This is a genomic window from Nonomuraea sp. NPDC049480 (assembly GCF_044465905.1).
Lineage (GTDB): Bacteria > Actinomycetota > Actinomycetes > Streptosporangiales > Streptosporangiaceae > Nonomuraea.
The window spans coordinates 101,658-127,609 of sequence record NZ_JBITMD010000010.1 but is presented as its reverse complement, the minus strand read 5'-3'; the positions used below and the strand labels follow the sequence as shown (position 1 = coordinate 127,609).

Sequence of the window (25,952 nt, the reverse complement as noted above, 5' to 3'; positions counted from 1 at the left end):
CCGCTGCGCACGCCTTACTTCGGATACTACCCGCGGGTAACATTTCCGGAGTACGCGACATACCCTAAGGTCATCGCCCTGTTCAGAACAATGCTCTAGCCTGTGAAGTACCGCTGGACGGTCGGCGCCAGCAGCTCGACCAGTTCCTCGGGATCGGCGCTCGCCAACGGCTCCAGCTTGAGCACGTAGCGCCCCAGTATCGTGCCGAACATCTGGGCGAACGCGGCCTCGATCCGCAGATGCGGCACCCCGAGCCGGTCGGCCACCTGGTAGAGCAGGGCGTTGGTGATGAACTCCCGCATCATCGCGGCCGCCTGCTCGTTGGTCATGGCCGAGCGGATCAGCGCCACCATCGGCTCACGCGTCTCCGGCTCGGCGGTGACCGTCAGGAGCAGGCGTACCAGCCGCTCGCCGATCTCCTCGCGCGGGCCCTCCAGCAACACCGGGATGACCTTGTCCGGCGACACGGGGAGCTGCATGGCCGCCGCGAACATGCCCTCCTTGGTCTCGAAATAGTGGTGCACGAGAGCGGGGTCGACCTTGGCCTCCCTGGCGATCCCTCGCACGGTGGCCTTGTCGAATCCCTTCTCCGCGAACACCCGCCGCGCCGCCGCGAGAATCTCCCCGCGCGTGTCGGCCGACCCCGGCCGGCGCCCAGGACGTCTCTTCACGGTGCTCACCTGCCCACCGCCAGATAGACCCGCATCGGCACCGACAACACGCCCTCAGGAAACTCCTCGCGCAACTCCGCCCGCTGCCGCCGCACCAGCGCGTCGGCCGCCTCGGGCGACAGTGCCGCCATGTACGAGTGCGAGCGCAGGTCGAGGAGGAAGTCCTCGATGCCGACCAGCCTCGTCCACGGGATCCAGCGCTCCTCGATCACCTCGAACGCCGACGCGATGGGCGGAACCGACCACTGCTCCACCGCCGGTCCCCAGTAGGCGGGGACCTCCTCGGCCAGGCGGGCTTCGTACGCGGCCAGCCAGTCCGCCTGGGCGGCGTGGTGCAGGTTCCAGCAGCCCACGATCGCGCCCCGCGGCCGCAGCACCCGCCGGGCCTCGGCGATCGAGACCACCGGGTCCAGCCAGTGCCACGACTGGGCGTACGCCACCAGGTCGGCCACCCCGTCGGACAGCGGCAGCGCGTTGCCGTCGCCCTGCACCGCCGCGACGGCGGGCGTGCCGCTGCCCGACCGCGACGTGAGGCGGGCCAGCATCTCCGCGCCCGGATCGACCGCGATCACGTGGGAGCCGCGCGCCCTGAGCGCCCGCGTCAGAATCCCCGTGCCCGCCCCGACGTCCACCGCCGTGGCGCCGTCGAGATCGATGCCGGTCAGCTCGCTCATCGCGCGATACATCTCGTCGGGATAGCTGGGCCGGCCCGCGTCGTACGCGTCGGCCACGCGGTCGAACACCCTGCCCAGGTCCCTCATCGGCCCGATGTTCATGCGGACGCCGCCAGGTGCAGCCTGGCGAAGGCCAGCGCCTCCGCCAGATCGTCGATCCGCTCGGTGCGGCTGGCGGCCTTGCGCGTGTTGATCTCCAGGACGACCAGGCCGGAGTAGCCGGTGTTGGCCAGGCGCTCCAGCATCTGGGCGCACGGCTGGTTGCCCCTGCCGGGCACCAGGTGCTCGTCCTTGTTCGTCACCCCGATGCCGTCGGCCAGGTGCAGGTGGGCGAGCCGGTCGCCGAGCTTGGCGGCCATCTCCATGGCGTCCGAGCCGGACACCGCCGTGTGCGACAGATCCAGGGTGACCTGCGGGAAGTCGTAGTCGATCGGGTTCCAGCCGGGAGAGTAGGGCACCACGTCGTTGCCCCTGGCCCGAAGGGGGAACATGTTCTCGACCGCGAATGTGACGTCCGTCTCGTCACGCATCCTGGCCAGCCCCGTCTCGAAGTCACGCGCGTAGTCGCGCTGCCAGCGAAACGGCGGGTGCACCACGACCGCCGAGGCGCCCAGGCGCTCGGCCGCCTTGCGCGCCTTGACGAGCTTGGCCCACGGGTCACGGCCCCAAACTCGCTGCGTCACCAGCAGGCAGGGCGCGTGGATGGCGAGGACGGGAACCTCGTAGTGCTCGGAGAGCCGCTCTATCACGTCGATGTCCTGGCTCACCGGGTCGGCGCCGACCATGATCTCCACGCCGTCGTAGCCCAGGCGGGCGGCCAGTTCGAACGCGTCAGGAGTGCGTTCTGGATATACCGAAGCAGTGGACAATGCGATCTTCGCATTGGGCACGCGGATGACATCAGCCACGCTGCCAGCCTAAGCCGGTGAAGCCCATCTGGCGCGCGCCCCCCTGTAGCGAGCCCTCTGCTGGCTCACCACAGGGGGTGGTGCGCCTACCTTTATGGCATGCCACGGATAGCCAAAGGCGCCATCCCGAGCCCGAACATCTGGAACACCCCCCAGGTCTACGAGCTGGAGAACCGCGCCGTCGATCCGGAGGGCGCGGCCGACGCGGCGATGCGCGCCCTGCGCCCCTGGGACGGCGCCACCGTGCTCGACATCGGCTGCGGCACCGGCTACCACCTGCCGGTCCTGGCGACGTCGGCGGTGAGCGTGATCGGCGTGGAGCCCCACGGGGAGCTCGCCCTGCTGGCCCGCCGCCGCTGCGCCGGGCTGGCCAACGTGACCGTGCACGCCGCAGCGGCCCAGGACATGCCGCTGCCGGACGCGAGCGTGGACGTGGCGATGGCGCGCTGGGCGTACTTCTTCGGACCCGGCTGCGAGCCTGGGCTGCGCGAGCTGTCCAGGGTGGTACGCCGGGGCGGCGCGGCCTTCGTCATCGACCTGGACGCCACGCGGGGATCGTTCGGGCGGTGGTTCTCGCGTACCGTGCCGTCCTACTCGCCGCGAGAGGTGGAGGCGTTCTGGGACCGGCAAGGCTGGCAACGGCGCCCGCTCGACCTGCGGATGACCTTCGAGCGCCGGGCCGACCTGGAGGCGGTGCTGCGCATCGAGTTCACGCCCGCTGTGGCCGAGCAGGCCATCGCGGAGACGCCGGGGCTGGAGCTGGCCTATCCGAACGTCCTGCGCTGGCGCTACTACTGAGCCCTTGACCTTGACGTCAGTGTCAACGTTTACCGTAGTGGCATGCGCATCGGTGAGCTGGCGGAACGCACCGGAGTGAGCACCCGCTCGCTCCGCTACTACGAGCAGCACGGGCTGCTCGAAGCCCGCCGCGGATCAAACGGCTACCGGCAGTACTCCGAGGAGGACGTCAAGCTGGTCTCCGAGATCCGGGCGCTGCTCGCGGTCGGCTTCACGCTGGAGGACACCCGCCCGTTCGTGGACTGCCTGCGCAGCGGCCACAGCACGGGCGGCTCCTGCGCGGAGTCGGTCCTGGTCTACGAACGCAAGCTGGCCCAGATCGACGCGGAGATCCGCGTCCTGCTGGCCCGCCGCACGGAAGTGGCCGCCCAGCTCGCCCAGTCGTGCCCAGGTTGCTTTGTAAGGGGATGAAAATGATCACGTTGACCACGGAGAACTTCGAGGAGCAGGTGCTCAAGAGCAACGAGCCGGTGCTGGTGGACTTCTGGGCCGAGTGGTGCGGTCCTTGCCGGATGGTGGCACCCGTACTCGAGCAGATCGAGGCGGAGCGCGGCCTGACGATCGGCAAGCTCAACACGGACGAGAACCCGGAAATCATGGCGAAGTACGGCGTGATGGGCATCCCCACGCTGCTGCTGTTCGAGAACGGCGAGCCGGTCAAGCGGGTCGTCGGCGCCAAGCCCAAGCGCCTCCTGGAGTCCGAGCTCGGCCTGGCGTGACAGCCGTTCCCTCTCCCTGGACGGATCACGGGCCGCCTTCGCAGTCCAGGGAACGCCTCGCAGGAAAGTCGAAGATTGTCGGTACCTGCCGCTAGCCTGCTCCGCATGGCCAAGTCAGCCCAGAAACCCGGTTACCGCTGTGCCGAATGCGGTTGGCGCACCGCCAAGTGGGTGGGACGGTGCGGCGAGTGCCAGGCGTGGGGCACGGTCGACGAGGAGGGCGCCCGGGCCGGCGTCACCGTCGTGCAGGCGGGCGCCACCACCGCTCCGGCCGTGCCGATCGGCCAGGTGAAGGCCGAGGTCGCGGCCGCCCGCACCACCGGCGTGGGCGAGCTCGACCGGGTGCTCGGCGGCGGCCTGGTGCCCGGCGCGGTCGTGCTGCTGGCGGGCGAGCCCGGCATCGGCAAGTCCACGCTGCTGCTGGAAGCCGCGGCCCGCATCGCCGAGCGCGAGACCGTGCTCTACGTGACGGGCGAGGAGTCGGCCGCCCAGGTGCGGCTGCGTGCCGACCGCATCGGCGCCATCCGGGACAACCTCTACCTCGCCGCGGAGACCGAGCTGTCGGCCCTGGTCACCCACGTGGAGAAGGTCCAGCCCACGATGCTCGTGGTGGACTCGGTGCAGACGATCGGCTCGGTCCAGACCACCGGCGTGCCCGGCGGGGTGACGCAGGTGCGCGAGGTGGCGGCCAACCTCGTGCGCCTGGCCAAGGAGCGCAACATGTCGACCGTGCTCGTCGGCCACGTCACCAAGGAGGGCTCGATCGCCGGCCCCCGCACTCTCGAGCACCTGGTCGACGTCGTGCTCAGCTTCGAGGGCGACCACCATTCCAGGCTCCGCATGGTCCGTGCGATCAAAAACCGGTTCGGCCCCACCGACGAGATCGGCTGCTTCGACCTGCACGAGCACGGCATCGAGGGCATCACCGACCCGAGCGGCCTGTTCGTCTCCCGGCGGAGCGAGCCGGTGGCCGGCACCTGCGTCACGGTCACGGTCGAGGGCACCCGCCCGCTGCCCGCCGAGGTGCAGGCCCTGGTCGCGCGCACGGAGGCGCAGCAGCCCAGGCGCACCTCGTCCGGCCTCGACGCCTACCGCGTGCAGATGATCCTCGCGGTCCTGGAGCGCCGGCTCAACGCCCGCCTCGGCGGCTGCGACGTGTTCACCGCGACCGTGGGCGGCATCAAGCTGGCCGATCCGGCCGTGGACCTGTCGGTCATGCTGGCGGTGGCCAGCGCCGCCGGCGACAAGCCGCTGCCCGCCGGAATGGTGGCGCTCGGCGAGGTGGGATTGGCCGGCGAGCTGCGGCCGGTCAAGGACGTGCGCAGGAGGCTGACGGAGGCCGCCAGGCTGGGCTTCAAGCGGGCTCTCGTGCCTGCGGGATCCCTGGAGGACGGCGCCCGCAGGCGCAGCGGTCAGCGCTCGCTGGTGCCGGTCGGACCGGTGGCGTTCGCGCCCGGCTTCGAGGTCGTCCAGGCGGAGAACGTCTGGGACGCACTCACACACGTCACATAGCGCGGCTAAGCTGAGGTGACCGATCGACACGGGGGTCAGGTGGATAGGAGTCTTGACGACCGCCGTCGCGAAGCCTTGGCCGCGGTGGCCCCGGGCACACCTCTGCGCGACGGCCTCGAGCGGATCCTGCGCGGGCAGACCGGCGGGTTGATCGTGCTCGGCTACAACAGGGACGTCGAAGCGGTCTGCAGCGGCGGTTTCGAGCTGGACGTCGATTTCTCGGCCACCAGGCTTCGGGAGCTGGCCAAGATGGACGGCGCCATCGTGCTGAGCAACGACCACAAAATCGTACGCGCCGCCGTGCACCTCGTGCCCGACCCCTCGATCCCCACCGACGAGTCCGGCACCCGCCACCGCACCGCCCAGCGCGTCGCCCGGCAGACGGGCCTGCCGATCATCGCGATCAGCAAGTCGATGCGGATCATCGCGCTCTACCTCGACGGCATCCGCTACGTGCTGGAGGAGTCCGCGGCCATCCTGTCCAAGGCCAACCAGGCCCTGGCCACGCTAGAGCGCTACAAACACCGTCTGGACGAGGTCTCCGGCACGCTGTCGGCCCTGGAGATCGAGGACCTGGTCACCGTCCGCGACGTGGCCGCCGTCGTCCAGCGCCTGGAGATGGTCCGCCGCATCTCCGACGAGATCAAGGGCTACGTGGTGGAGCTCGGCACGGACGGGCGCCTGCTGTCCCTGCAGCTGGACGAGCTGGTCGCCGGCGTCGACTCCGAACGCGAGCTGGTCATCCGCGACTACCTCCCGGCTCCCGCGGGCCGCCGCCAGAAACGCCTGGTGGAGGCCATGCACGACCTGGACCAGCTGTCCGGCACCGACCTGCTGGACCTCTCGGCGGTCGCCCATGTCCTGGGCCACAACGGCACCGACAAACTGGACAGTCCCGTCAGCCCCCGAGGCTTCCGCCTGCTGGCCAAGGTCCCCCGTCTGCCCGCCACTGTGGTGGACCGGCTGGTCAACCACTTCGGCGGTCTCCAGAAGCTCCTGGCTGCCAGCATCGACGACCTGCAGGCCGTGGGCGGCGTCGGGGAGTCGCGTGCCCGCAGCGTCCGCGAGGGTCTCTCCCGCCTCGCCGAGTCCTCCATCCTCGAACGCTACGTATAGCGTTCCGCAGGCGCTAGCCGACCTTGAGGCAATCTTGCTTGGCCACCACCAGGCTCATTTCGACCACCTTGCCCTTGCGCGCGTTGAAGAGGTAGTACGCCTTCTTGTTGCCGGGCACGGTGGCGGCGGGGTAGCCCGACGGGCCGCGCCTCAGTTTGGGGTAGGCGGCCTTGAGTTGTGCCTGGGAGGAGCCGATGCCGATGCCCTGCGGAGTCCTGGCGCCGGGAGGCGCGATGATCACGACTACGCCGAGCTTCTTCGAGATGTACATTCCCACGCGGTAGTCGGGAAGCGGGTTCTCCCTGAGGTCCCACGTCGTGCACCTGGCGGAGTCTCCGCCCGGCTTGTGAACGATCTTCCTGGTCGCCCTCGCCTTCGCGGCGGTCATCCCGAGCCGCAGACTGCCGTACCCGTACGGACCGAAGGCCGGCTTCTGCTCGGCGACGGCGGCCGCCGCCGACGCGACACCGGCCGGCATGAGTCCTGCGGCGAGCGCCGCCACCAGAGCCGAACGGCCGATCCGCCTGGCTGTCGTCTGCTTCATCGCGTTCCTCCATGATCACTTGACCGGCTCACCCTACCGGGAGTGCGGATCATGCGTAGAAAAATCACGACAAAGGATTGATCGGTGGCACGCGCTGGGCGCGCTGGGTGGTCAGCGCAGGTGGAAGACGCCTTTCCCGCTGCGGAGCTTGCCCAGGCGGACGGTCGCCACGTACGTCCCCGGCAGGGCGTACGCCGGCGTGGAGCGGCAGTCGGCGCTGGAGCGGCGGCGGTCCCAGTTCAACGACCGGACGTACGGGATCCCGCGCTCCAACTCCTTGATCTCCGTCCCCACGCCGCTCACGCAGTCGGCGTTGGACCAGATGCGGTCCGCGCCGGAGGTGATGCGGATCTCCATGGCCCGCGGCCCCACGTCGGCCTTGCACATCACGGGGCCCGTGTTCACCAGCGTGACGATGAAGTTGGGCTGGGCGTCCCCGGCGTAGATCTGGTCCTTGCCGCCCTGGAGGCTGAGCACCAGGTCCTCCTCGGCACAGGGCTCACCGGGCTGTTCGGGGCGGGCTGCGGGGGTCGAGGTGGCGGGGCTCGGGCTGGGCGACGGGCTGGCCGTGCCCATGGCGAGGGTGCGCAGGCCCGCCAGCAGCGGATCGACGGCGGGCGTGGCGCTCGGTGATGATTGCGCGCTGGACGGGCGGCCCGGGCCGCTGCCCCCGCTGGAACACGCCCACGCCACAACGGCCACCACGACGAGCACCGCCACCAGCACACTCATCCGGCGCCGCCAATAGACGTCACCGCCGTCGCCACGCATCGTATCCGGATCCATACGCTCAGCATGGTAATTCGGCGGCTCGCCTAGAGTGACGACACGCCGAGACCAATCAGCTAGACATACCCTTGACCGCGTGCTTGAGCCGAATCTTCTGCACGTTCCAGTCCTGGATTGGTACGAGGGCAACGCGAGGGATCTGCCGTGGCGTGCCGCCGACGCGACGCCGTGGGGCGTGCTGGTCAGCGAGATCATGCTCCAGCAGACCCCGGTCGTACGCGTCCTGCCCGTCTGGCACGACTGGATGACCCGCTGGCCCACCCCCAAGGACCTGGCCGCCGAACAGCCGGGCGAGGCCGTGCGCCACTGGGGCAGGCTCGGCTACCCACGCCGCGCGCTGCGCCTGCACGCCTGCGCCAGGGCCATCATCGAGGAGCACGGCGGCGAGGTGCCGTCCGACCACGCGACGCTGCTGTCCCTCCCCGGCATCGGCGAGTACACCGCGGCCGCGGTCGCCAGCTTCGCCTACGGCGGCCGGCACGCCGTACTCGACACGAACGTCCGCCGGGTCTTCGCCAGGGCGGTCCGGGCGGAGGAATACCCTCCCACGGCCACCTCGGCGGCCGAGCGGCGGCTGGCGGAGAGCCTCCTGCCCGAGCTGGGCGCCGCCCGCTGGGGCGTGGCCGTGATGGAACTGGGCGCCCTCGTCTGTACGGCCCGTGCGCCACGCTGCGCCGACTGCCCGATCGCGCACCTGTGCGCGTGGATGCTGGCCGGCAAGCCGCCGCACGCCGGGCCCGCGCGGAAGGGGCAGACGTACGCGGGCACGGACCGCCAGTGCCGCGGCCGCCTGCTGGAGGTGCTGCGTTCGGCCCACGGGCCGGTGCCCAAGGCGGCGCTGGACGTGGTGTGGGACGACGCCGCCCAGCGGGAGCGCTCCCTGGACGGCCTGATCGCCGACGGCCTGGCGGAGGCCCTCGACGACGGCACCTACCGCCTTCCTCACGCCTGAGCCGCCTTGAATCACCGGTCCCCACGCCTGACCTGCCTTGAGTCACCGGGCCCCCACGCCTGATCCGCCCCGAGCCCGATCCGCCTTCCTGGATCGCCAGAGTCCGGTTCGCGCCCGTCGGCCTCTCGACGCTGCGCCATGCGCCACCGGGGATCTGTGAGGCGGCTCCGCGCGATGGCCCCTCAACGCCCAGCCACCGGGGCCCCGCTGAGACTTCGCGCCCGTGGGGCGTCCGCGGAGGTGGCACCGCGGGGACTGGGGCCGGTGACGCGATGGAGCGGCCTTGCCGGGGGCCACCCACAGGGCGTGATGGACGGCCCGCTGAGCCGCCTGGCCTCCAAAGGCCTGAGCCCTTCCGGCACTCCGGACGCCCGAGCTACCTGATCCAGGGCGGCACGGTGCGTTCCGTGCCCTTGGGTGCCAGGTCGCAGGCGTCCGGGGCCGACACCCCGCCGGGGTTGTACGCCTGCGCCCCAAGCGGTGCGGCGACGATCGACACGAAGCCGCGTACCGGATCGGCGAACATCTGCCGGCTCACGTCCGCCGGCAACACCATCGTGTCCCCCGCCGCGACCTCGTACCGCTCCCCGCCCAGCTCGACCACCGCGGCCCCGTCGAGCCACGTCCACACCACCTCAGCGTCGAACGCGTGCACCGGCCCTTCCATGCCGGCCCTGGCGTCCACCCGCCACACGGCCTGCCCGGCCTGCCCCTGCGTGGGCGAGGCGAGCGTGGTCATGAAGCCGTTGGGCGTCTCGGTACGCCGGGAATCAGCGGACAGGACGACGGACATGGAATCCCCCTTCACACGATCCACGGCGGTACGCCCAGGTCGGCTCCGTCGGCGGACATGGCCCTGGCCCCGGCCGGGGCCGCGACGACGGCGGTGTATCCGGCGTCCGGGTCGGCCAGCACCCGCCGCACCGTCCGGGCGGGCATGACGACGGTGTCGCCGGCGGCCACGGCGAACGTCTCCCCGCCCAGTTCGACGGTCGCCGCGCCGGCGATCCAGCTCCACACCTGCTCGACGTCGAAGTCGTGCACCGGCCCGACGGCGCCGGGGTGGGCGTCGACCCGCCAGAGGGACCGTCCTGAGCCGCCCTGTGCCGGCGAGGCGAACGTCGTCATGACCCCTCCCGGTGTCTCCGATCGCCGCGCGTCGGCGGCGCGAATAACAGTCATCCCTGAAATCCCCTTAAGATAGGCAACCACGTTGTCCATCAATATAGTTAACCAGGTTGTCTATCGTGTCAAGCGACACTCCAGGATTCGAACTGCCCCTACGCCTGCTGCTGGCGTTCAGAGCGCTCATCGACGAGCTCCACGCCGAGCTGTCCAGGCAAGGCCATCCCGACATACGGCCTATGCATGGATTCATCATGCAGGCGATCGGCCCGCAGGGCACCACGGCCGTCGAACTGGGCCGTACGCTCGGCGTCTCCAAACAGGCGGCCGGCAAGACCATCGACACGCTGGAACGCATCGGCTACGTCGAACGCACCACCGACCCCTACGACACCCGCCGTAAGATCGTCCGCCTCACCCCGTACGGAATCGACGCACTCGACCGCTCGGCCCGCATCTTCGACGCCCTGCGCGCCCGCTGGGCCGGCGAACTGGGCGAGGACCGCCTGCGCGCCCTGGAGTCGGACCTGCGCAAGGTCACCCCGGGCAATCCGTGGCGCCTGGACATGCCGGGCTGGTTCGGCACCCTGTAAGACCTACGCGGCGCGGCCGGCCGGGACGATGCTCGAGGTCCTCGGCTACGGCGTCGGACCAGCCCTTGACGAATCCCGCCGCTCAGGCGGCGAGCTGAAGGCCCAGGCCGGTGAGGCGCGTACGAGCCCAGGCCAGTTCCTCGGCCAGCAACGACACCAGGGCCCCCGGCCCCTTGGCCCGCCCTGGAACGGCAAGATTGTGCGTCTCGACCTCGATGTGCGCGCTGCCGCTCACGGCGCCCGACAACATCGCCGTCAGGGTGTCGTGCAGCACCGCGCCGGTGTTCGACATCTCGCCCGCGTGATTGTGCACGTGCCCCAGCTTGACGACGGGCGCCCCCGCCTTCGCCAGGCCCCTCAGCGCCGCGCCCGGCTCCTCGGCCCCGCAGGCCAGGTGGCAGGCGTCCAGGCACACGCCCAGGTGCTCGGAGTCGATCCCGCACACCCGCTCCAGCGCCTGCTCGGTCGTCTCCAGCACGCACCCGGGCCACGGCTCGAACCCGACCCTGATCGTCTTGCCGGTCACGCTGTAGATGCCGCGCAGCTCGCGGGCGAGCCGCTCCAGGCGGCGGGTGGCGATCGTGTGCAGGTCGGCCGGCCAGTCGCGGCGCCAGCCGATGGGGATCGTCGAGATGCTCCCGAACCGTACGTCATCGGGCAGCAGGAACGCCAAGATCTTGGCCAGCGCCATGGTGTAGCGATAGCGCTCGGGCTTGGCCCAGTCGGGGCCCGGGACCTCCTGGTTGCGGCCGCCGGTGCCGTTGAGGCTCACAACCTCCAGGCCACGCTCCTCCAGGGAGCGGCGCAGCCGTACGAGCTCGATACGGTCGGCGGTCAGGTGGTCGGCCACGGTCGGCGACAGCCACAGCCCGATGCCCATCCGCTCCACGCCCAGCCGCTTGCGCACCGGGACCGCGTAGCGGGTCAGATGGGCGATCAAGTTCTCCAGGTCCTCAGCGGGGTGGACGCCTGCGTTGTAGGCGAGGTGAACGAGCGTTCCGTCATCGTGACGCAGGCGCATCGGTTTCCTCCACGGCTTGCTTATGTGTGTTCCCATCGCCCGCCACGGACGCGCGAACCTTGTTGAGCATGCCTGCTCATGGATGGTGCTTGCGTCCGCCCTGAGTTGATTCCTCAGTACTCCCCAGGGAGCAGGCCACAGCCTAGGAACGTGCTCTTGTGACTCACTTGGATGAGACTTGGCGAAGCTCTACGCAGTGTAGTACTACTTGCGGTGGTGGTATACCCGCCTAACCAACAATTACGCAACGACCACATTCCAATCACTTTGCCCTTTTTGCCGGTTATATCCGGATTAGTGCCCATCTGGCGAGCAGAGATGAGCCAGGTACGGCCGGTCGTGCGAAAAGACGGCTCAGGGGCGCGAGAAGGCATCCTAGGGCGCGCACCGCGGCCGCAGGACCACTTTGTCCAGGGGAGCCCACACGATGAGCACAAACGCGCTCAGGGGACCCGAGCACGCGAAAGCCCCCGTGTGGTGATCCACACGGGGGCTTCGCTGAGAAGGGGCCGTCAGTGCTGGATCGGAGCCGCGATGGCGGCCGCCGAGTCCGGGATCTTCGAGGCCGTCTCGCCCCGGAAGATGAACTTGGCGTTGTCGCCCTCACCCTCGATCGTCACCTTCACGACCTGCCCCGGCCGGAGCTCACCGTAAAGGATCTTCTCCGACAGGGAGTCCTCCAGCTCGCGCTGGATCGTCCGCCGCAGCGGCCGAGCGCCCATGACCGGGTCGTAACCCCGGTCGGCGAGCAGCTGCTTGGCCTCGGGCGAGACGTCGAGCCCCATGTCGCGGTCCTTCAGCCTGAGGTCCACCTGGTGGAGCATCAGATCCACGATCTTGATGATCTCGTTCGGCGTCAGCTGGTGGAAGACCACGATGTCGTCGACACGGTTGAGGAACTCGGGCCGGAAGTGCTGCTTGAGCTCCTCCTGGACCTTGGACTTCATCCGGTCGTAGTTGGAGTCGGCGTCGTTGGACTTCGCGAACCCGACCCCGATGCCCTTGGAGATGTCCCGGGTGCCGAGGTTGGTGGTCATGATGATGACCGTGTTCTTGAAGTCGACCACCCGACCCTGGGCGTCGGTCAGGCGACCGTCCTCCAGGATCTGCAGCAGCGAGTTGAAGATGTCGGGGTGGGCCTTCTCGATCTCGTCGAACAGGACCACGGAGAACGGCTTGCGCCGCACCTTCTCGGTGAGCTGGCCGCCCTCCTCGTAGCCGACGTAGCCGGGAGGCGAGCCGAACAGCCTGGAGACGGTGTGCTTCTCCATGAACTCCGACATGTCCAGGCTGATCAGCGCGTCCTCGTCACCGAAGAGGAACTCCGCCAGAGCCTTGGACAGCTCGGTCTTACCGACGCCGGAGGGACCCGCGAAGATGAACGAGCCACCGGGACGGCGCGGGTCCTTCAGACCGGCGCGGGTGCGCCGGATGGACCGCGACAGACCCTTGATGGCGTCGTCCTGGCCGATGATCCGCTTGTGGAGCTCGTCCTCCATGCGGAGCAGCCGCTGCGACTCCTCCTCGGTCAGCTTGAAGACCGGGATGCCGGTGGCCGTCGCCAGGACCTCGGCGATGAGCTCCTGGGTGACCTCGGCCACGACGTCCATGTCGCCGGCCTTCCACTCCTTCTCCCGGCGCTCACGCTTGAGCTGCAGCTGCTTCTCCTGGTCGCGGAGGGCAGCGGCCTTCTCGAAGTCCTGCGCGTCGATCGCGGACTCCTTGTCGCGGCGCACGTTGGCGATCTTCTCGTCGTATTCGCGCAGGTCCGGCGGAGCGGTCATCCTGCGGATGCGCATCCGGGACCCGGCCTCGTCGATGAGGTCGATCGCCTTGTCGGGCAGGTAGCGGTCGCTGATGTAGCGGTCGGCCAGCTGCGCCGCCGCCACCAGTGCGTCGTCGGTGATGGACACGCGGTGGTGCGCCTCGTAGCGGTCGCGCAGACCCTTGAGGATCTCGATCGTGTGGCTGAGCGAGGGCTCGGCCACCTGGATCGGCTGGAACCGGCGCTCCAGCGCGGCGTCCTTCTCGAGGTACTTCCGGTATTCGTCGAGCGTGGTCGCGCCGATCGTCTGCAGCTCGCCGCGGGCCAGCATCGGCTTGAGGATGCTGGCGGCGTCGATCGCGCCCTCGGCGGCGCCCGCACCCACGAGCGTGTGCAGCTCGTCGATGAACAGGATGATGTCGCCGCGCGTGCGGATCTCCTTGAGCACCTTCTTCAGGCGCTCTTCGAAGTCGCCGCGGTAACGGGAGCCGGCGACCAGGGCGCCGAGGTCAAGCGTGTAGAGCTGCTTGTCCTTCAGCGTCTCGGGCACCTCGCCCCTGACGATCTTCTGCGACAGGCCCTCGACGACGGCGGTCTTGCCGACGCCGGGCTCGCCGATGAGAACGGGGTTGTTCTTGGTCCTCCGGGAGAGGACCTGCATGACCCGCTCGATCTCCTTCTCGCGGCCGATGACCGGATCCAGCTTGCCCTCGCGGGCCGCCTGGGTCAGGTTGCGGCCGAACTGGTCGAGCACCAGGGACGTGGACGGTGCCGCCTCCTGCGGGCCGCCCGCCGCGGCCGGCTCCTTGCCCTGGTATCCGTGGAGCAACTGGATGACCTGCTGCCTGACACGGTTGAGATCGGCTCCAAGCTTGACCAGCACCTGGGCTGCCACACCTTCACCCTCGCGGATGAGCCCGAGCAGGATGTGCTCGGTGCCGATGTAGTTGTGACCCAGCTGCAAAGCCTCACGGAGCGACAGCTCGAGGACCTTCTTGGCCCGCGGGGTGAAGGGAATGTGCCCCGACGGAGCCGACTGGCCCTGGCCGATGATCTCCTCGACCTGCTGGCGCACACCCTCAAGGCTGATGCCCAGGCTCTCCAGAGCCTTGGCGGCAACGCCCTCACCTTCGTGGATCAAACCAAGAAGAATGTGCTCAGTGCCGATGTAGTTGTGGTTGAGCATCCTGGCCTCTTCTTGGGCCAAGACGACAACACGCCTCGCTCGGTCGGTGAACCTCTCGAACATCTCGTCGCTCCTCACAGAGCGGTCAGTCAGGCCGGTAAATCCGGTCCCGTCATCCCGCATGCTAGCCCTGGCTCGGCGAACCGTGCCCACTCGCCGCTGACACGCTCTATAGCAGAGACGTTCCCCGAGAGCAGGGCGTTCACCCTCCATCCAACTACTGTTCGGGGGTGACGTGTTCCCGATACGCCGCAAGCGAACGATGTTTAGGCCGCATCACTGAGGCGACACTAAATTGCCGCCCGCGGCGTACGCAGATCAACACGGATGGCCACTCGGACGCTTCGGGGCCGGCGACCGCCGTGACGGCCCTTCCCCCGCGCATCTTCCGATGCTCGCGTCCGTATCTGTTACGCAATCATCCTATGTCCCCATGCAATGGTTGGCCAAGTGCGCGCACTACGCCCTGAGCATGGAACGGCACCTACCGCACTCTCATCAAATCCTCATCCGGTCAGCCCGGTTACCCGATCCCATCAGGCACGACTGTCCAACGAGTCACGCGATTCGCGGAGGCGCGCACACGTGGAGGCGCGGCATTGTGCGGCACATGCCCTGGGGAGCGGGTTTTGCCCGGCGCCACACGGGCGGGAGTCGAGATCGCGGATTAGGGCCACTCTCAACAGAGATCCCTGGTTTTCCGCGGCGCACGGGGAGACCCGCATACCTCATTCAACGTATGGTGGACCGTGTTCTGCGGGCCGCCACAAGTAGCGGATCCACACTTACGTTCCGTCGGCGGATCCGGGCAATGCCCGCCACATCGCCGGCATCGTCGCTCCGCCATCCGCAAGCGCCGCTCTCACGGAACGGGCCACGCGCGGGGAATCCCATTCGGGCACGCGCAGCGCGACACCTTCACATATGCGGGCGCTCGCCGACGAAACAGCGCCAGGCACGGGCCTCGGCACATGGCCAAAACGCCCGCATATGGACTGTCAGAGATCACCCTCCGGGTGTTCCAGCATTCGGAATACCCTGGAGACGATCATGCGCTTATGGCGGTCGCCGGGGTCCAAGGCGAACGGCATAAGCGCATGGTCGAGAGTCGACTCTGTCAGTGGGCCGCCTCGTACTTCTCGACGACGGTGGAGGCGATCCGGCCTCGCTCGCTGACCGGGAGCCCGTGGGCCTTGGCCCACTGACGGATCTCGGAGCTCTTCTCGCGGCTCATCGCACGGTTGCCACCGCGACCACGACGACGCGTGGAAGCGGCGCCCGCCCGGCGCGCGCTCTGCACGAAAGGCGTGAGCGCGTCCCTCAGCTTCTTGGCGTTAAGGTCGCTGAGGTCAATCTCATAGGACGAGCCGTCAATAGCGAAGCTGACCGTCTCATTGGCCTCGCCCCCATCGAGGTCATCGATGAGAATCTCCTGGATCTGCTTGGCCATGTACGCAATCCTTTCGCGGGCATTGTTTCATTCGCCTGCCCAAACATATACCCGGAAAGGCGCTGAGACAATTCAGCACAGCGGGGATTCGGCTGACTGGCCGATCAGTTCTGCTTCTCGGCGGGCTCCTGCCCCTTAGGACGCCGCCCGGCGGCGTCCGATCGGAGGAACTTCACTAGCCCAAAGATGAACGCTCCGGCGACCACGGCCGGTGGGATGAGCGCTGACAATACGTCTGTTAGGGCTTCCATTCGTCCTCGCCTCCACGGCTAGCGGGGTTTCGGCGGCGCTATAAGCGCCTCTGCGCGGCCTGGAGGAGCGCGGCCCCCATGCAGCACGAGGGCGGCTACCGCCCGCACCCGACCATAGCGGCACACAGATGCCCTGCGCGTGCAGGGGCACCAACATCCGGCAACCCGGACGCCCCATAGCCTAATGCCAGTCTCTCCAGGCTCCTTACCGGATCAACCGAAAAATTTTGCGATAAGGCGTCGGCGGCAGGCGTGCCAAGCCTCACCTAAGATCTTTAACCACACGCGTTCCGGCCAGCCTGTCGTGCGGCCCGCGCTCCAGCGGCTTGTCGATCAGGATGAGCAGGCCCACGCCGAACAGCAGCATTCCAGCCAGGAGATTGACGACCGGAATGCCCATGAGCACGAGCGGCCCTGGATAGACGAGCGCTCGTTTCAGCGCCGCCCCCGGCGGAAGCTTCCGCGGCGCCAGGCGAATCCGCATGATCGCCTTGCCGAACGTCCGGCCGTGCCGGGAATGAGCGTGCCAGTCGTAGCAGGCATAAGCCAGTCCCGCGCCGAACCAGGCGCACACGCCGGGCAGCCGGCCGTCGAACACGTCCAGCATCCCGACAGTTCGGAAGATGCCCCACAGCGCGATGAACAGAATGTAATAGAAGACCCCGAAGACGAGCGCTTCAATCAGCCGGGCGGCGAGCCGTTCCCACCATTCCGCCGGCAGCGCGTCCGCCCCCGGCGACGTCCCGGCCATAACCTCCACCTCACGTCATCGGTGTGCGGTCTTCATCATTTTGGTACGGCCCGGGGGACAAAACATAGGGGCCGGCGGGAAGCCGGCCCCTATGTTTACGCTTCGCGTGGACTACTTGATCTTCACGACCACGGTCTGCGCGAACTTGTCGGCGAACGTCTGCTGCAGGGGCTTGTCCCACAGCATGGAGGCGCCGTTCAGGGCGCAGACGAGGCCGGCGAGCACGGGTCCGAGGGGCAACCAGTACAGCAAATAGCCGCCCCACGTCACGGCCGCCCGCTTGAGTGCCACGTCGTTGGGGATGCCGCCTTGCGGCACCGTCCCGCCGACCTGCACGACCTTGATGCCCATGATCATCTTGCCAAGCGTCTGACCCCTCATCTTGTGCATGAGGAAGTCGTAGCCGACATAGACGACCGTGATGATGATCGCCATGATGATGCCGAGGACGAACGAGCCGATCAGGCCCGTGGAGGCGCCAGTGGCCGAGTTGTAGCTCGCGAGCAGGACGGCGGTGAAGATGGCCGTCAGCACGACCATGGCGATGCCGAAGATGACTCCGTCGACGATCCTCGCCACCAGCCGCTGCCACCACTCCGCCAGCGGAGCCGGCGCGCCCGGCGGCTGCATCCCGACCGGCTGGCCGTAGGGCTGGCCGTAGCCCGGCTGCCCGTAGGCGGCCTGCTGCGGCTGCCCGTAGGCCTGGCCCTGACCGTACTGCTGCTGGTCGCCGTACTGCTGCTGACCATACTGCGGCTGGGCGTATCCGGGCTGGGACTGGGGCTGCTGCCCATAGCCCTGCTGCGGCTGCGAACCATATTGCTGCCCGTAGCCCTGCTGCTGGCCGTAGCCGGGCTGGGACTGTGGCTGCTGGCCGTAGCCCGGCTGGGACTGCGGCTGCTGGCCGTAGCCCGGCTGCTGTTGGCCGTAGTCGGGCTGGGACTGAGCCTGCTGACCGTAACCCTGCTGCTGGCCGTAGCCCGGCTGGGACTGCGGCTGCTGACCGTAGCCCTCCTGCTGAGCGCCGTACTGCCCGGAGGCGGGCTGCTGGCCGTAGCCGGGCTGGGACTGGGGCTGCTGCCCATAGCCCTGCTGCGGCTGCGAACCATATTGCTGCCCATAGCCGTGCTGCTGGCCGTAGTCCGGTTGGGACTGTGCCTGCTGACCGTAGCCCGGTTGCTGCTGGCCGTAGTCCGGTTGGGACTGCGCCTGCTGACCGTAACCCTGCTGCTGGCCATAGCCGTGCTGCTGGCCGTAGTCGGGTTGGGACTGAGCCTGCTGGCCGTAGCCCTGCTGCTGGCCGTGCTGGGGCTGGGAGTACTGCTGTTGCTGCTGCCCATAGCCCTGCTGACCGTACTGGGGCTGCTGACCGTAGGGGTCGTCCGCCCGGTAGCCGACCACAGTCGCGTCGGGATCGGGCTCGCCAGGGTGGCGGCCCGTGTTCTGCTGCCCGTAGTGGGGATTGCCGGGCGCAGAATTCTCGCCGGATTCGTCCTGTGGATACGGCGGCTGTCCGGTGCTCACCGTGTCACCTCGCTTCGAGTGCGCATGTGGCACGTGTCAGGACACATGCCCTGTGCTGCCCAACGTATCGACATAGGTATCAACAATCACCTTTCCATCTAGTCAAGGTCCGCGTCACCCGATGTCAGGTGGAGCAGCATGCGGGTGTTGCCCAGGGTGTTCGGCTTCACGTGTTCCAGGTCGAGGAACTCCGCGACACCCTCGTCGTACGAGGCCAGCAGTTCGGCGTAGACCTCGGGTGAGACCGGCGTGCCCTGGATCGGGCGGAAGCCGTGCCTGGCGAAGAAGTCGACCTCAAAAGTCAGACAGAATACACGCTGCAGCCCCAAATCCTTCGCCTGCTGTATGAGCGCCGAGACGATCCGATGGCCGACGCCTCTGCCTCGGCACTCGGGGTCGACGGCCACCGTGCGGACCTCGGCGAGGTCCTCCCACAGGACGTGGAGCGCGCCGCAGCCGACGACCCGCCCGTCCAACTCGGCGACCCAGAACTCCTGTACGTCCTCGTACAGCGTCACCGTGGTCTTCTCCAGGAGGCGGGGACCCGCGCCCGCGTAGGTGTCGACCAGGCGCCGGACCATGCGTACGTCGGGCGTGCGGGCACGCCGGACCACGACCGCGGTCTCGGGCACTGTCAGTTCGGCCACCTGCTCCATGGCTCTCCAGAGTACAGATGTCATTACGGCTCGGCCCTAACTCCCACGTCTGGCCCCATCCTGTGACATGTCACGGTCAACCCAGGCCTGGGCTCGGTCTCTCCTGGGCCCACGGCAGAACCGAGGACAAAGAGGACATAAAGTCTGTTCTGCACGATAGATCACGAGATCACCCCGTGACCCTTCAGTTGTGAAACCTCTACAGATCGAGCAGTTCTGGTTGAGCACGAACCCGGAGTGCATTAGTGTCCAGCGACAACGTTCCCCGCGTGTAGCGCGCGGGCGACACGCCCAATTCCCGTAAGGGGAGCCGGGGACCCGCCGGTGGCGACCCTCCGAACGCCACCATTGGGGTGAATCCGAGTTCTTCGGTAGGGCTGCTCCGGCCCGAACCCGTCAGCTAACCCGGTAGGCGGCAATGAGAGGAGCTCGGTTGGTGAAGCGCAAGAACCGTGGGGAGAAGTCGGCGGGCACGAACGCCCGCCCTCCGGAACGAGCCTGGCGCCGCCTAGGTGTGGCAGGCGTCACAGTGGCCGCGCTCCTGTTCGCAATCCCCATGGGTCCGGCGTCCGCCGACCCGAAGCCCTCGCTCAAGGATCTCTCCGAGCAGGTCGAGAAGCTGCATGTCGAGATCGAGACGCTGACGGAGCAGTACAACGGCCAGCGGGAGAAGTACAAGACCGCGCAGAAGGCCGCCGACGCCGCCCAGAAGACGCTGGCGGACAGCGAGGCCGATCTCGCCGCCAAGCGCGCCAAGGCCGTCCTGCTCGCCCAGAACGCGTACATGACCGGCGGCCTGAGCAGGGCGCTGGCGTTCACCTCCTCAGGGGATCCGGAGAAGTTCCTCGACCAGGCCGCCACCACGTATGCGCTGGAGGTGGAGCAGGGCGAGGAGTTCAACCAGCTCGCCAAGGCCATGGACGCCGCCACCCGCGCGAAGGCGGGCGCCCAGACGCGCATGGAGGAGCTGCAGAAGATCGTCGACGAGCTCGACACCAAGCGGGACAAGATCACCAAACTGGTGAGCAAAGCGGAGAGCAATCTGTTCAGGCGCGCCATGGGCGAGGCCGGCCAGTCCGGCAGCCGCGCTGTGCGGATCAACCTGCCGATCCCCGGCAACGGCAAGGCGGCCCAGGCCGCGAGGTGGGCGCTCACGCAGCAGCTCAAGCCGTACGTCTGGGGCGCCGAGGGCCCCAGTTCCTACGACTGCTCAGGCCTGGTGATGGCGGCCTTCCAGCGGGTGGGCATCTCGCTGCCGCACTACACCGGCAACCAGTGGACCGCAGGACGGCACATCTCCAAGTCCGAGCTGCGCCCCGGCGACCTCGTGTTCTTCTACAGCGATCTGCACCACGTCGGCATCTACCTGGGCGGAGGCATGATGGTGCACGCCCCCCGGACGGGTGATGTCGTGCGCGTCGCGTCGATCGAAAGGCGGCCGTACGCCGGCGCGGTGCGCATCGCCGACTGATCGTCAGATCAGCTGGCGGCGAGCTGCCCAGGCCACGGCCTCGATGGCCGTGGCCACGCCTATGCGGTCGCAGATGCCCCGTAACCGCCGGCGTACCGTCCGTCCGCTGATATCCAGACGTCTACCCACTCGATCGACCGTAACCCCTTTGGCAAGCTCCGCCAGTAACGCCAGATCCGCATGGCTCAGCTCAACGCCTTCAGTGAGCACATCCATCGGGAGCCCTCCCCCCCAACAGCAGAAATCGGACCGCACAACGGGCCGAAGCCGCTCGTCTCGCAGACGGTAAACGCATCCAGGAAAGGTCGTCAAGCGTGATAATCGCCTCCCTTGACGAACGCTATTGACATGATCCCTTATATGTGACGTACTCGCCATATGGTGACGGGACCCGTGGCGCGTGATGAGCGATCTCATTGATCAGCCCGGCGCATCGTACCCGCCGTCGATGGGCCCGGTCGACGTTCTCGGCTTCGATCCCTACGATTCGGATTTCCCGCGTGAACCGTACGCGTGCTATCGCGAAATGAGCGCGCGGAGCACGGTCTTCCGTACCTGTGCCGGATTGCTTGTTGTCACCACCCATGAGCATTGCGGAGCGATGCTCCCCGACCCCCGCTTCGGGCATGGATCCGACCCGCTGGCCAGAAGAGACGCAGGTCAGCCGGTCGAGTCGTTCCTGCGGACGGACCCGCCCGACCACACCAGGCTGCGTGCCCTGGTGAGCAAGTCGTTCACACCGCGCGTGCTCGAACGGCCACGCCCCCGCATCGAAGAGATAACCGCCGAACTGATCGGCGCGCCGCCGGATGAGGCGGACCTGGTTTCAGCATTCGCCTATCCGCTGCCGATCATGGTCATCACCGAAATACTCGGAGTGCCTCCGAAGGATCAGGAACGCTTTCGCGGCTGGAGTGAAATTCTTGCGCACGGCCTTGACCCGATGCTTACAGACGAACTCGTATCGGAAACCGGCCGGGCCGGAAGGGAGTTTCGCGGCTACTTCCGCGGCCTCCTGGCGATCAGGCGGGCACGGCCGGGCTGCCGTCGCGGCTCAGGCGCTGACGGCGTCGTAGCGCTCCCTGGCTTGCTCCACATCCTCGATGTGCGCCTCGGCCCAGCTCTTGATCGCGGCCACCAGCGGCATCAGGCTCTCTCCCAGCGGGGTGAGCTCGTAGTCCACCCGTACCGGCACCGAGGGCGTGAGCGTACGGGTGACCAGGCCGTCCCGCTCCAGGCCACGCAGGGTCTGGGTGAGCATCTTCTGGCTGACGCCCGCGATGCGCCTGGCCAGATCGCTGTAGCGGCACGGCCCCCGCTCCAGCGCGGTGAGCACCAGCGTGACCCACTTGTCGCTGAGGCGGTCGAGCAGCTTTCTGGAGGGACACTGGGAGAAGTACGCGTCGAACGCCTGCCTGGCCACCTCGCGCCGCTCCGCCGCCGTCTTCGTGGCCATCCGCTCGCTCCTTACGGTTTGTTACGCACTTCCAGGTGCCTTCTTTCCAGAAGAGAGTAACTCTTCCTAGGGTCGCAGGCATGACGAAGACGACCATGCGTGCACTCATCGGCGGCTCCGGCGCTCCCCAGTTGGTGGAGGTGCCGCTGCCGCAGGCAGGACCCCGGCAGGTGCGGATCAGGGTGGCCGCGGCCGCGGTGAACCCCTTCGATCTCGCCGTGGCGGCGGGGACGCTCGCCGACTACGGCGTGGCGCGGCGACTGGACTCGTACGGGCTCGGTTTCGACGCGGCCGGGACCGTGGACCAGGTGGGCGACGGGGCCGTCTTCCGGGTGGGCGAGGAGGTGATCGGGCTCGCCGCGCGGCTGGAGGTGCCCACGAAGGCGCAGGCCGAGTACGTGGTGCTCGACGCGGAGGCGGTGGCGCGGGCACCACGCGGGGTCCCGGCCGTGGAGGCGGCGACGATCCCGCTCAACTCGCTGACCGCCTGGCAGGCCCTGGACAGGGCCGGAGTGGGACCGGGGCGGACGCTGCTGGTCACGGGGGCGGCCGGGGCCGTCGGAGGGTACCTGGTGGAGCTGGCCGCGCTGCGGGGCGCCCGGGTGGTGGCCGTGGCGGGGGCCGGGGACGAGGAATTCGTACGGGGGCTGGGTGCCGAGTGGTTCGTGGCACGCGGTGAGTCCGTGGCCTCGGCAGTGCGGGAACGCGTGCCTGGAGGTGTGGACGCCGCCGTGGACGCGGCCGTGCTGGGGCTGGCGGCGCTCGACGCGGTGCGGGACGGTGGGGCGTTCGTGGCGCTGTCGGCCGGTGTCGCTCCGGTCGGCCTGCGCGGGATCGACGTCGCCACCGTGTTCTTCCGTGCCGACGCCGATCAGCTCGGCGAGGTGGTGCGGTTGGTGGAGGCCGGGCGGCTGACGTTGCGGGTGGCGGAGGTGTGCCCGCTGGAGAAGGCCGCGGACGCCCACGCCCGGGTGGCTTCGGGCGGCGTCCGCGGCCGTCTGGTCCTCGTCCCCTGACCGGGGTACGCGCGCCCTGCCGCCGACGTGTCAGTGGGTGGGCTTGACCAGGGGGAACAGGATCGTCTCGCGGATGTTCTTGCCGGTGAAGGCCATGATCATCCGGTCGATGCCGGCCCCCATGCCACCCGTCGGCGGCATCGCGTACTCCAGCGCCGTCAGGAAGTCCTCGTCGAGCTGCATCGCCTCGAGGTCTCCCCCGGCGGCGAGCAGCGACTGCTCCGTCAGCCGGTGGCGCTGGTCGATCGGGTCGTTGAGCTCCGAATAGGCCGTCCCGAGCTCGGTGCCGAAGCCGATCAGGTCCCACTTCTCCGTCAGCAGCGGGTTGTCCCGATGCAGCCGGGCCAGCGGCGAGGTCTCCAGCGGGTAGTCCATGACGAATGTGGGCTGGACGAGCGTGTGCTCGACCAGGGCCTCGAAGAGCTCCTGCACGAGCTTGCCTGAACCCCACTTCGGGTCCCAGTGGATCTCGCGCCGGTCAGCGATCTTGCGGAGCTCCTCCAGGGTGGTGGAGGTGGTGATCTCCTCGCCGACGGCCTCGGACACCAGCGTGTAGAGCGGGATCCTGGGCCAGGCGGCGCCCCCCAGATCCACCTCGACCCCGTCGTGCACGACCACGGTGGTGTCCAGGGCGGCCATGACGGCCTTCTGGTACATCCGCTGCGTCAGGTCCGCCATGTCGTTGTAGTCGAGGTAGGTGCCGTACGCCTCGACCATGGTGAACTCGGGGTTGTGCGTGGAGTCCGCGCCCTCGTTGCGGAAGTTGCGGTTGACCTCGAAGACCTTCTCGATGCCGCCGACCACGAGCCGCTTCAGATAGAGCTCGATCGCGATGCGGAGGTAGAGCTCCATGTCGTAGGCGTTGATGTGGGTCTTGAACGGCCGGGCCGTCGCGCCGCCGTGGATGGGCTGCAGCATCGGCGTCTCGACCTCGAGGTAGCCCTCCTCGTGCCAGAAGTCGCGCACCGCGCGCACGGTGGCGCTGCGGATGCGGGCCATCTTCCTGGCCTCGTCATTGACGATGAGGTCGAGGTAGCGCTGGCGTACGCGGGCCTCGGGGTCGGTGAGGCCCAGATGCTTCTCCGGCAGCGGGCGCAGGCACTTGGCCGTGATCTGCCAGCTGTCGGCCAGGATCGACAGCTCGCCCCGGCGCGAGGTGATGACCTCGCCGACCACGCCGACGTGATCGCCCAGGTCGACGTCGCGCTTCCAGCGGGCGAGCGACTCCTCGCCGACCTTGTCCAGCGAGATCATGACCTGCAGGTCCGCCTCGCCGTCCCTGAGCGTGGCGAAGCAGAGCTTGCCGCCCACCCGGCTGAGCATCACGCGGCCCGTGACCGCGACCGTGTCACCGGTGGCGGCGTCGGGCTCCAGGCCCTGGTATTTCTCCCTGACCTCGGCGTTCGTCGCCGTACGGGGGAAACTCACCGGGTAAGGGTCGACGCCTTCGCTGCGAAGGCGGTCGAGCTTCTCCCTCCGGATGCGCATCTGCTCGGGAAGTTCGTCGCTCACATCAACAAAGAGTAGGGGATACGGCGAACTGCAAGGGCTCGTCGGTCCTCTGCAGGAACGTTGCAAGAGAACTCTCTTATCAATATCTCACGAGCTCAGGGGGGAGCCGGCAGGGAGCCGGCCCAGGGGAGCTTCAGGAGAGAACATGTTGAAGAAGATCGCGACAGGCGCCCTCGCCGTCGCCGCGACCACGGCGCTGGCCCTGTCGCTTCCGGTCGCCGCCCACGCCAGCTCGCCGGACTACGACGACTACTCCCAGCACTGGGGCCCGGTCTACTCCAAGCACGGTCTGGCCAAGGCCCACGGCAAGGTCAGCGTCAACTGGGACCACGACGGCGAGTCCAACGAGGTCCACGTCTGGGGCAAGCTCTACGACCGCGACAACCGTAGCTACAACGAGGGCGGCAAGTGCGCGTTCGTGAAGTTCGAGACCATGGACTCCGACTACGACTGGTCGCCGGCCTACTACAAGAAGTACTGCGGCTTCCCCGGCTACAAGCCCTTCCACTTCCAGGAGCACGACGTCTACGGCCTGCGGGCGAAGGTCTGCCAGATCGACCTGCACGGCAACTACCCGAAGAAGTGCGGCCACTGGCAGCACCTCTACACCGTCGAGAGCGAGTAATCCTCACGCGGTCATATACGCAAGCGGCCCCCTTACCCGAGCGGGGGGCCGCTTGTCTTATGTGAGGTGTTTCCGCGGATCCGGCTATGCGACGTTCCTGTTGTAGATCAGGCGCAGGCCGATGAGGGTCAGCCACGGCTCGTGCACGTCGATCGAGCGCGACTCGCCCACCACCAGCGCCGCGTGCCCGCCGGTGGCCACCACGGTCACCTCGTCGGGGTCGTCGGCCAGTTCGGCCGTCATGCGCTCGACGATGCCGTCCACCTGGCCCGCGAAGCCGTAGATGATGCCGGCCTGCAGCGCCTCCACCGTGTTCTTGGCGATCACGGAGCGCGGCCTGACCAGCTCCACTTTGTGCAGCTGCGCCCCGGCCGCGGCCAGCGCGTCCACCGAGATCTCGATGCCGGGGGCGGTGACCGCGCCGACGTACTCGCCCTTGGCCGACACCGCGTCGAACGACGTCGCGGTGCCGAAGTCGACGATGACGCAGGGGCCGCCGTACTGGTCGATGGCCGCCAGCGCGTTCACGATGCGGTCGCTGCCGACCTCCTTGGGGTTGTCCATGCGGACGGGCACCCCGGTGCGGATGCCCGGCTCCACGATCACCGCGGTGACGTCGCCGTAGTAGCGGCGGGTCATCTCACGCATCTCGTTGAGCACGCTGGGGACCGTGGAGCAGATGGCGATGCCGTCGATGTCGGCCCCCTTGAGCAGCGGCGACTGCGCCAGCAGCCCTTGGAGGACGACCGCGATCTCGTCGGCGGTGCGGCGGGCGTCCGTGGCCAGCCGCCAATGCTCGATGACGTCCTCGCCCTCGAACAGCCCCAGCACCGTGTGCGTGTTGCCGACGTCGATCGTGAGCAGCAT

The 25,952-nt window shown here is 68.3% G+C and carries 27 protein-coding genes and 1 riboswitch; of the genes, 10 read left to right on the top strand and 17 right to left on the bottom strand.

All coding sequences use genetic code 11. The features are described from left to right. Positions 1-95: 95 nt before the first annotated feature. The 3 genes from ACIBX3_RS28135 to ACIBX3_RS28125 are packed head-to-tail and all read right to left on the bottom strand — an operon-like array spanning position 96 to position 2,253. The gene (locus tag ACIBX3_RS28135) at positions 96-671 is read right to left on the bottom strand and encodes a TetR family transcriptional regulator (protein ID WP_397122009.1); all 576 of its coding nucleotides are present in this window, start codon (positions 669-671) and stop codon (positions 96-98) included. Between the two features lie 5 nt (positions 672-676). Beyond that, a complete protein-coding gene (locus ACIBX3_RS28130; protein WP_397122007.1) occupies positions 677-1,432 on the bottom strand; it encodes a class I SAM-dependent methyltransferase in 756 nt (251 codons plus the stop codon). Between the two features lie 11 nt (positions 1,433-1,443). Beyond that, positions 1,444-2,253: a sugar phosphate isomerase/epimerase family protein gene (locus ACIBX3_RS28125; protein ID WP_397122005.1), complete on the bottom strand. Its 810-nt coding sequence runs from the start codon at positions 2,251-2,253 to the stop codon at positions 1,444-1,446. Between the two features lie 99 nt (positions 2,254-2,352). Here ACIBX3_RS28125 and ACIBX3_RS28120 point away from each other — a divergent pair, with 99 nt between their 5' ends. The 5 genes from ACIBX3_RS28120 to disA all read left to right on the top strand — a co-directional run bounded on the left by ACIBX3_RS28120 (position 2,353) and on the right by disA (position 6,398). After that, positions 2,353-3,051, top strand: coding sequence for a class I SAM-dependent methyltransferase (locus ACIBX3_RS28120; RefSeq protein ID WP_397122003.1), 699 nt, complete (start codon positions 2,353-2,355; stop codon positions 3,049-3,051). Between the two features lie 42 nt (positions 3,052-3,093). Beyond that, a complete protein-coding gene (locus tag ACIBX3_RS28115; RefSeq protein ID WP_397122001.1) occupies positions 3,094-3,462 on the top strand; it encodes a MerR family transcriptional regulator in 369 nt (122 codons plus the stop codon). Positions 3,463-3,464: 2 nt separating this feature from the next. Next, the gene (gene trxA, locus ACIBX3_RS28110) at positions 3,465-3,770 is read left to right on the top strand and encodes a thioredoxin (RefSeq protein ID WP_397121999.1); all 306 of its coding nucleotides are present in this window, start codon (positions 3,465-3,467) and stop codon (positions 3,768-3,770) included. A 105-nt stretch (positions 3,771-3,875) separates the two neighbouring features. Next, complete coding sequence (gene radA, locus ACIBX3_RS28105) at positions 3,876-5,282, top strand: DNA repair protein RadA (RefSeq protein ID WP_397121997.1); 1,407 nt, start codon at positions 3,876-3,878, stop codon at positions 5,280-5,282. 39 nt (positions 5,283-5,321) lie between these two features. Continuing rightward, on the top strand, positions 5,322-6,398 hold the full coding sequence (gene disA, locus ACIBX3_RS28100) for a DNA integrity scanning diadenylate cyclase DisA (protein ID WP_397121995.1): 1,077 nt from the start codon (positions 5,322-5,324) through the stop codon (positions 6,396-6,398). A gap of 13 nt (positions 6,399-6,411) precedes the next feature. Here disA and ACIBX3_RS28095 read toward each other — a convergent pair whose 3' ends face one another. Then, positions 6,412-6,942: a hypothetical protein gene (locus tag ACIBX3_RS28095; RefSeq protein ID WP_397121993.1), complete on the bottom strand. Its 531-nt coding sequence runs from the start codon at positions 6,940-6,942 to the stop codon at positions 6,412-6,414. A gap of 111 nt (positions 6,943-7,053) precedes the next feature. Then, complete coding sequence (locus ACIBX3_RS28090) at positions 7,054-7,728, bottom strand: hypothetical protein (RefSeq protein WP_397121991.1); 675 nt, start codon at positions 7,726-7,728, stop codon at positions 7,054-7,056. A gap of 196 nt (positions 7,729-7,924) precedes the next feature. On the opposite strand from ACIBX3_RS28090, the gene ACIBX3_RS28085 reads away from it, so the two are divergent. Next, positions 7,925-8,683 (top strand): A/G-specific adenine glycosylase, encoded by a 759-nt coding sequence (locus ACIBX3_RS28085; RefSeq protein WP_397122551.1) that lies wholly within the window; start codon positions 7,925-7,927, stop codon positions 8,681-8,683. 376 nt (positions 8,684-9,059) lie between these two features. Here the strand turns inward: ACIBX3_RS28085 and ACIBX3_RS28080 are convergent, their stop codons facing one another. Then, positions 9,060-9,476: a cupin domain-containing protein gene (locus ACIBX3_RS28080; protein ID WP_397121989.1), complete on the bottom strand. Its 417-nt coding sequence runs from the start codon at positions 9,474-9,476 to the stop codon at positions 9,060-9,062. Between the two features lie 11 nt (positions 9,477-9,487). Then, positions 9,488-9,811: a cupin domain-containing protein gene (locus ACIBX3_RS28075; protein ID WP_397121987.1), complete on the bottom strand. Its 324-nt coding sequence runs from the start codon at positions 9,809-9,811 to the stop codon at positions 9,488-9,490. A gap of 119 nt (positions 9,812-9,930) precedes the next feature. Between ACIBX3_RS28075 and ACIBX3_RS28070 the strand changes: the two genes are divergently transcribed. Next, entirely contained in the window at positions 9,931-10,401 is a 471-nt protein-coding gene (locus ACIBX3_RS28070; protein ID WP_397121985.1) for a MarR family winged helix-turn-helix transcriptional regulator, read from the top strand. Positions 10,402-10,483: 82 nt separating this feature from the next. On the opposite strand, the gene ACIBX3_RS28065 is transcribed toward ACIBX3_RS28070, so the two are convergent. The 6 genes from ACIBX3_RS28065 to ACIBX3_RS28040 all read right to left on the bottom strand — a co-directional run bounded on the left by ACIBX3_RS28065 (position 10,484) and on the right by ACIBX3_RS28040 (position 19,005). Further along, positions 10,484-11,422, bottom strand: a complete 939-nt coding sequence (locus tag ACIBX3_RS28065; protein ID WP_397121983.1) for a sugar phosphate isomerase/epimerase family protein — start codon at positions 11,420-11,422, stop codon at positions 10,484-10,486. Positions 11,423-11,934: 512 nt separating this feature from the next. Then, positions 11,935-14,436, bottom strand: coding sequence for an ATP-dependent Clp protease ATP-binding subunit (locus tag ACIBX3_RS28060; RefSeq protein ID WP_397121981.1), 2,502 nt, complete (start codon positions 14,434-14,436; stop codon positions 11,935-11,937). 1,054 nt (positions 14,437-15,490) lie between these two features. After that, complete coding sequence (locus ACIBX3_RS28055) at positions 15,491-15,823, bottom strand: Lsr2 family protein (protein WP_397121979.1); 333 nt, start codon at positions 15,821-15,823, stop codon at positions 15,491-15,493. 513 nt (positions 15,824-16,336) lie between these two features. After that, on the bottom strand, positions 16,337-16,825 hold the full coding sequence (locus ACIBX3_RS28050) for an RDD family protein (RefSeq protein WP_397121977.1): 489 nt from the start codon (positions 16,823-16,825) through the stop codon (positions 16,337-16,339). A gap of 111 nt (positions 16,826-16,936) precedes the next feature. Then, positions 16,937-18,349, bottom strand: a complete 1,413-nt coding sequence (locus ACIBX3_RS28045) for an RDD family protein (RefSeq protein ID WP_397121975.1) — start codon at positions 18,347-18,349, stop codon at positions 16,937-16,939. Between the two features lie 98 nt (positions 18,350-18,447). Then, entirely contained in the window at positions 18,448-19,005 is a 558-nt protein-coding gene (locus ACIBX3_RS28040; RefSeq protein WP_397121973.1) for an amino-acid N-acetyltransferase, read from the bottom strand. A 278-nt stretch (positions 19,006-19,283) separates the two neighbouring features. Further along, a riboswitch (cyclic di-AMP (ydaO/yuaA leader) is annotated at positions 19,284-19,435 on the top strand. Positions 19,436-19,441: 6 nt separating this feature from the next. On the opposite strand from ACIBX3_RS28040, the gene ACIBX3_RS28035 reads away from it, so the two are divergent. Next, positions 19,442-20,476 (top strand): NlpC/P60 family protein, encoded by a 1,035-nt coding sequence (locus ACIBX3_RS28035; protein ID WP_397121971.1) that lies wholly within the window; start codon positions 19,442-19,444, stop codon positions 20,474-20,476. Between the two features lie 3 nt (positions 20,477-20,479). Here the strand turns inward: ACIBX3_RS28035 and ACIBX3_RS28030 are convergent, their stop codons facing one another. Further along, positions 20,480-20,692, bottom strand: a complete 213-nt coding sequence (locus ACIBX3_RS28030; protein WP_043615366.1) for a LuxR C-terminal-related transcriptional regulator — start codon at positions 20,690-20,692, stop codon at positions 20,480-20,482. A gap of 838 nt (positions 20,693-21,530) precedes the next feature. Further along, complete coding sequence (locus ACIBX3_RS28025; RefSeq protein ID WP_397121969.1) at positions 21,531-21,932, bottom strand: winged helix-turn-helix transcriptional regulator; 402 nt, start codon at positions 21,930-21,932, stop codon at positions 21,531-21,533. Between the two features lie 80 nt (positions 21,933-22,012). On the opposite strand from ACIBX3_RS28025, the gene ACIBX3_RS28020 reads away from it, so the two are divergent. Further along, a complete protein-coding gene (locus tag ACIBX3_RS28020) occupies positions 22,013-22,948 on the top strand; it encodes an NADP-dependent oxidoreductase (RefSeq protein ID WP_397121967.1) in 936 nt (311 codons plus the stop codon). Positions 22,949-22,978: 30 nt separating this feature from the next. Here ACIBX3_RS28020 and lysX read toward each other — a convergent pair whose 3' ends face one another. Then, a complete protein-coding gene (gene lysX, locus ACIBX3_RS28015) occupies positions 22,979-24,460 on the bottom strand; it encodes a bifunctional lysylphosphatidylglycerol synthetase/lysine--tRNA ligase LysX (protein ID WP_397121965.1) in 1,482 nt (493 codons plus the stop codon). A gap of 145 nt (positions 24,461-24,605) precedes the next feature. Here lysX and ACIBX3_RS28010 point away from each other — a divergent pair, with 145 nt between their 5' ends. Beyond that, complete coding sequence (locus tag ACIBX3_RS28010) at positions 24,606-25,085, top strand: hypothetical protein (protein ID WP_397121963.1); 480 nt, start codon at positions 24,606-24,608, stop codon at positions 25,083-25,085. Positions 25,086-25,169: 84 nt separating this feature from the next. On the opposite strand, the gene ACIBX3_RS28005 is transcribed toward ACIBX3_RS28010, so the two are convergent. After that, positions 25,170-25,952 (bottom strand): type III pantothenate kinase, encoded by a 783-nt coding sequence (locus tag ACIBX3_RS28005; RefSeq protein WP_397121961.1) that lies wholly within the window; start codon positions 25,950-25,952, stop codon positions 25,170-25,172.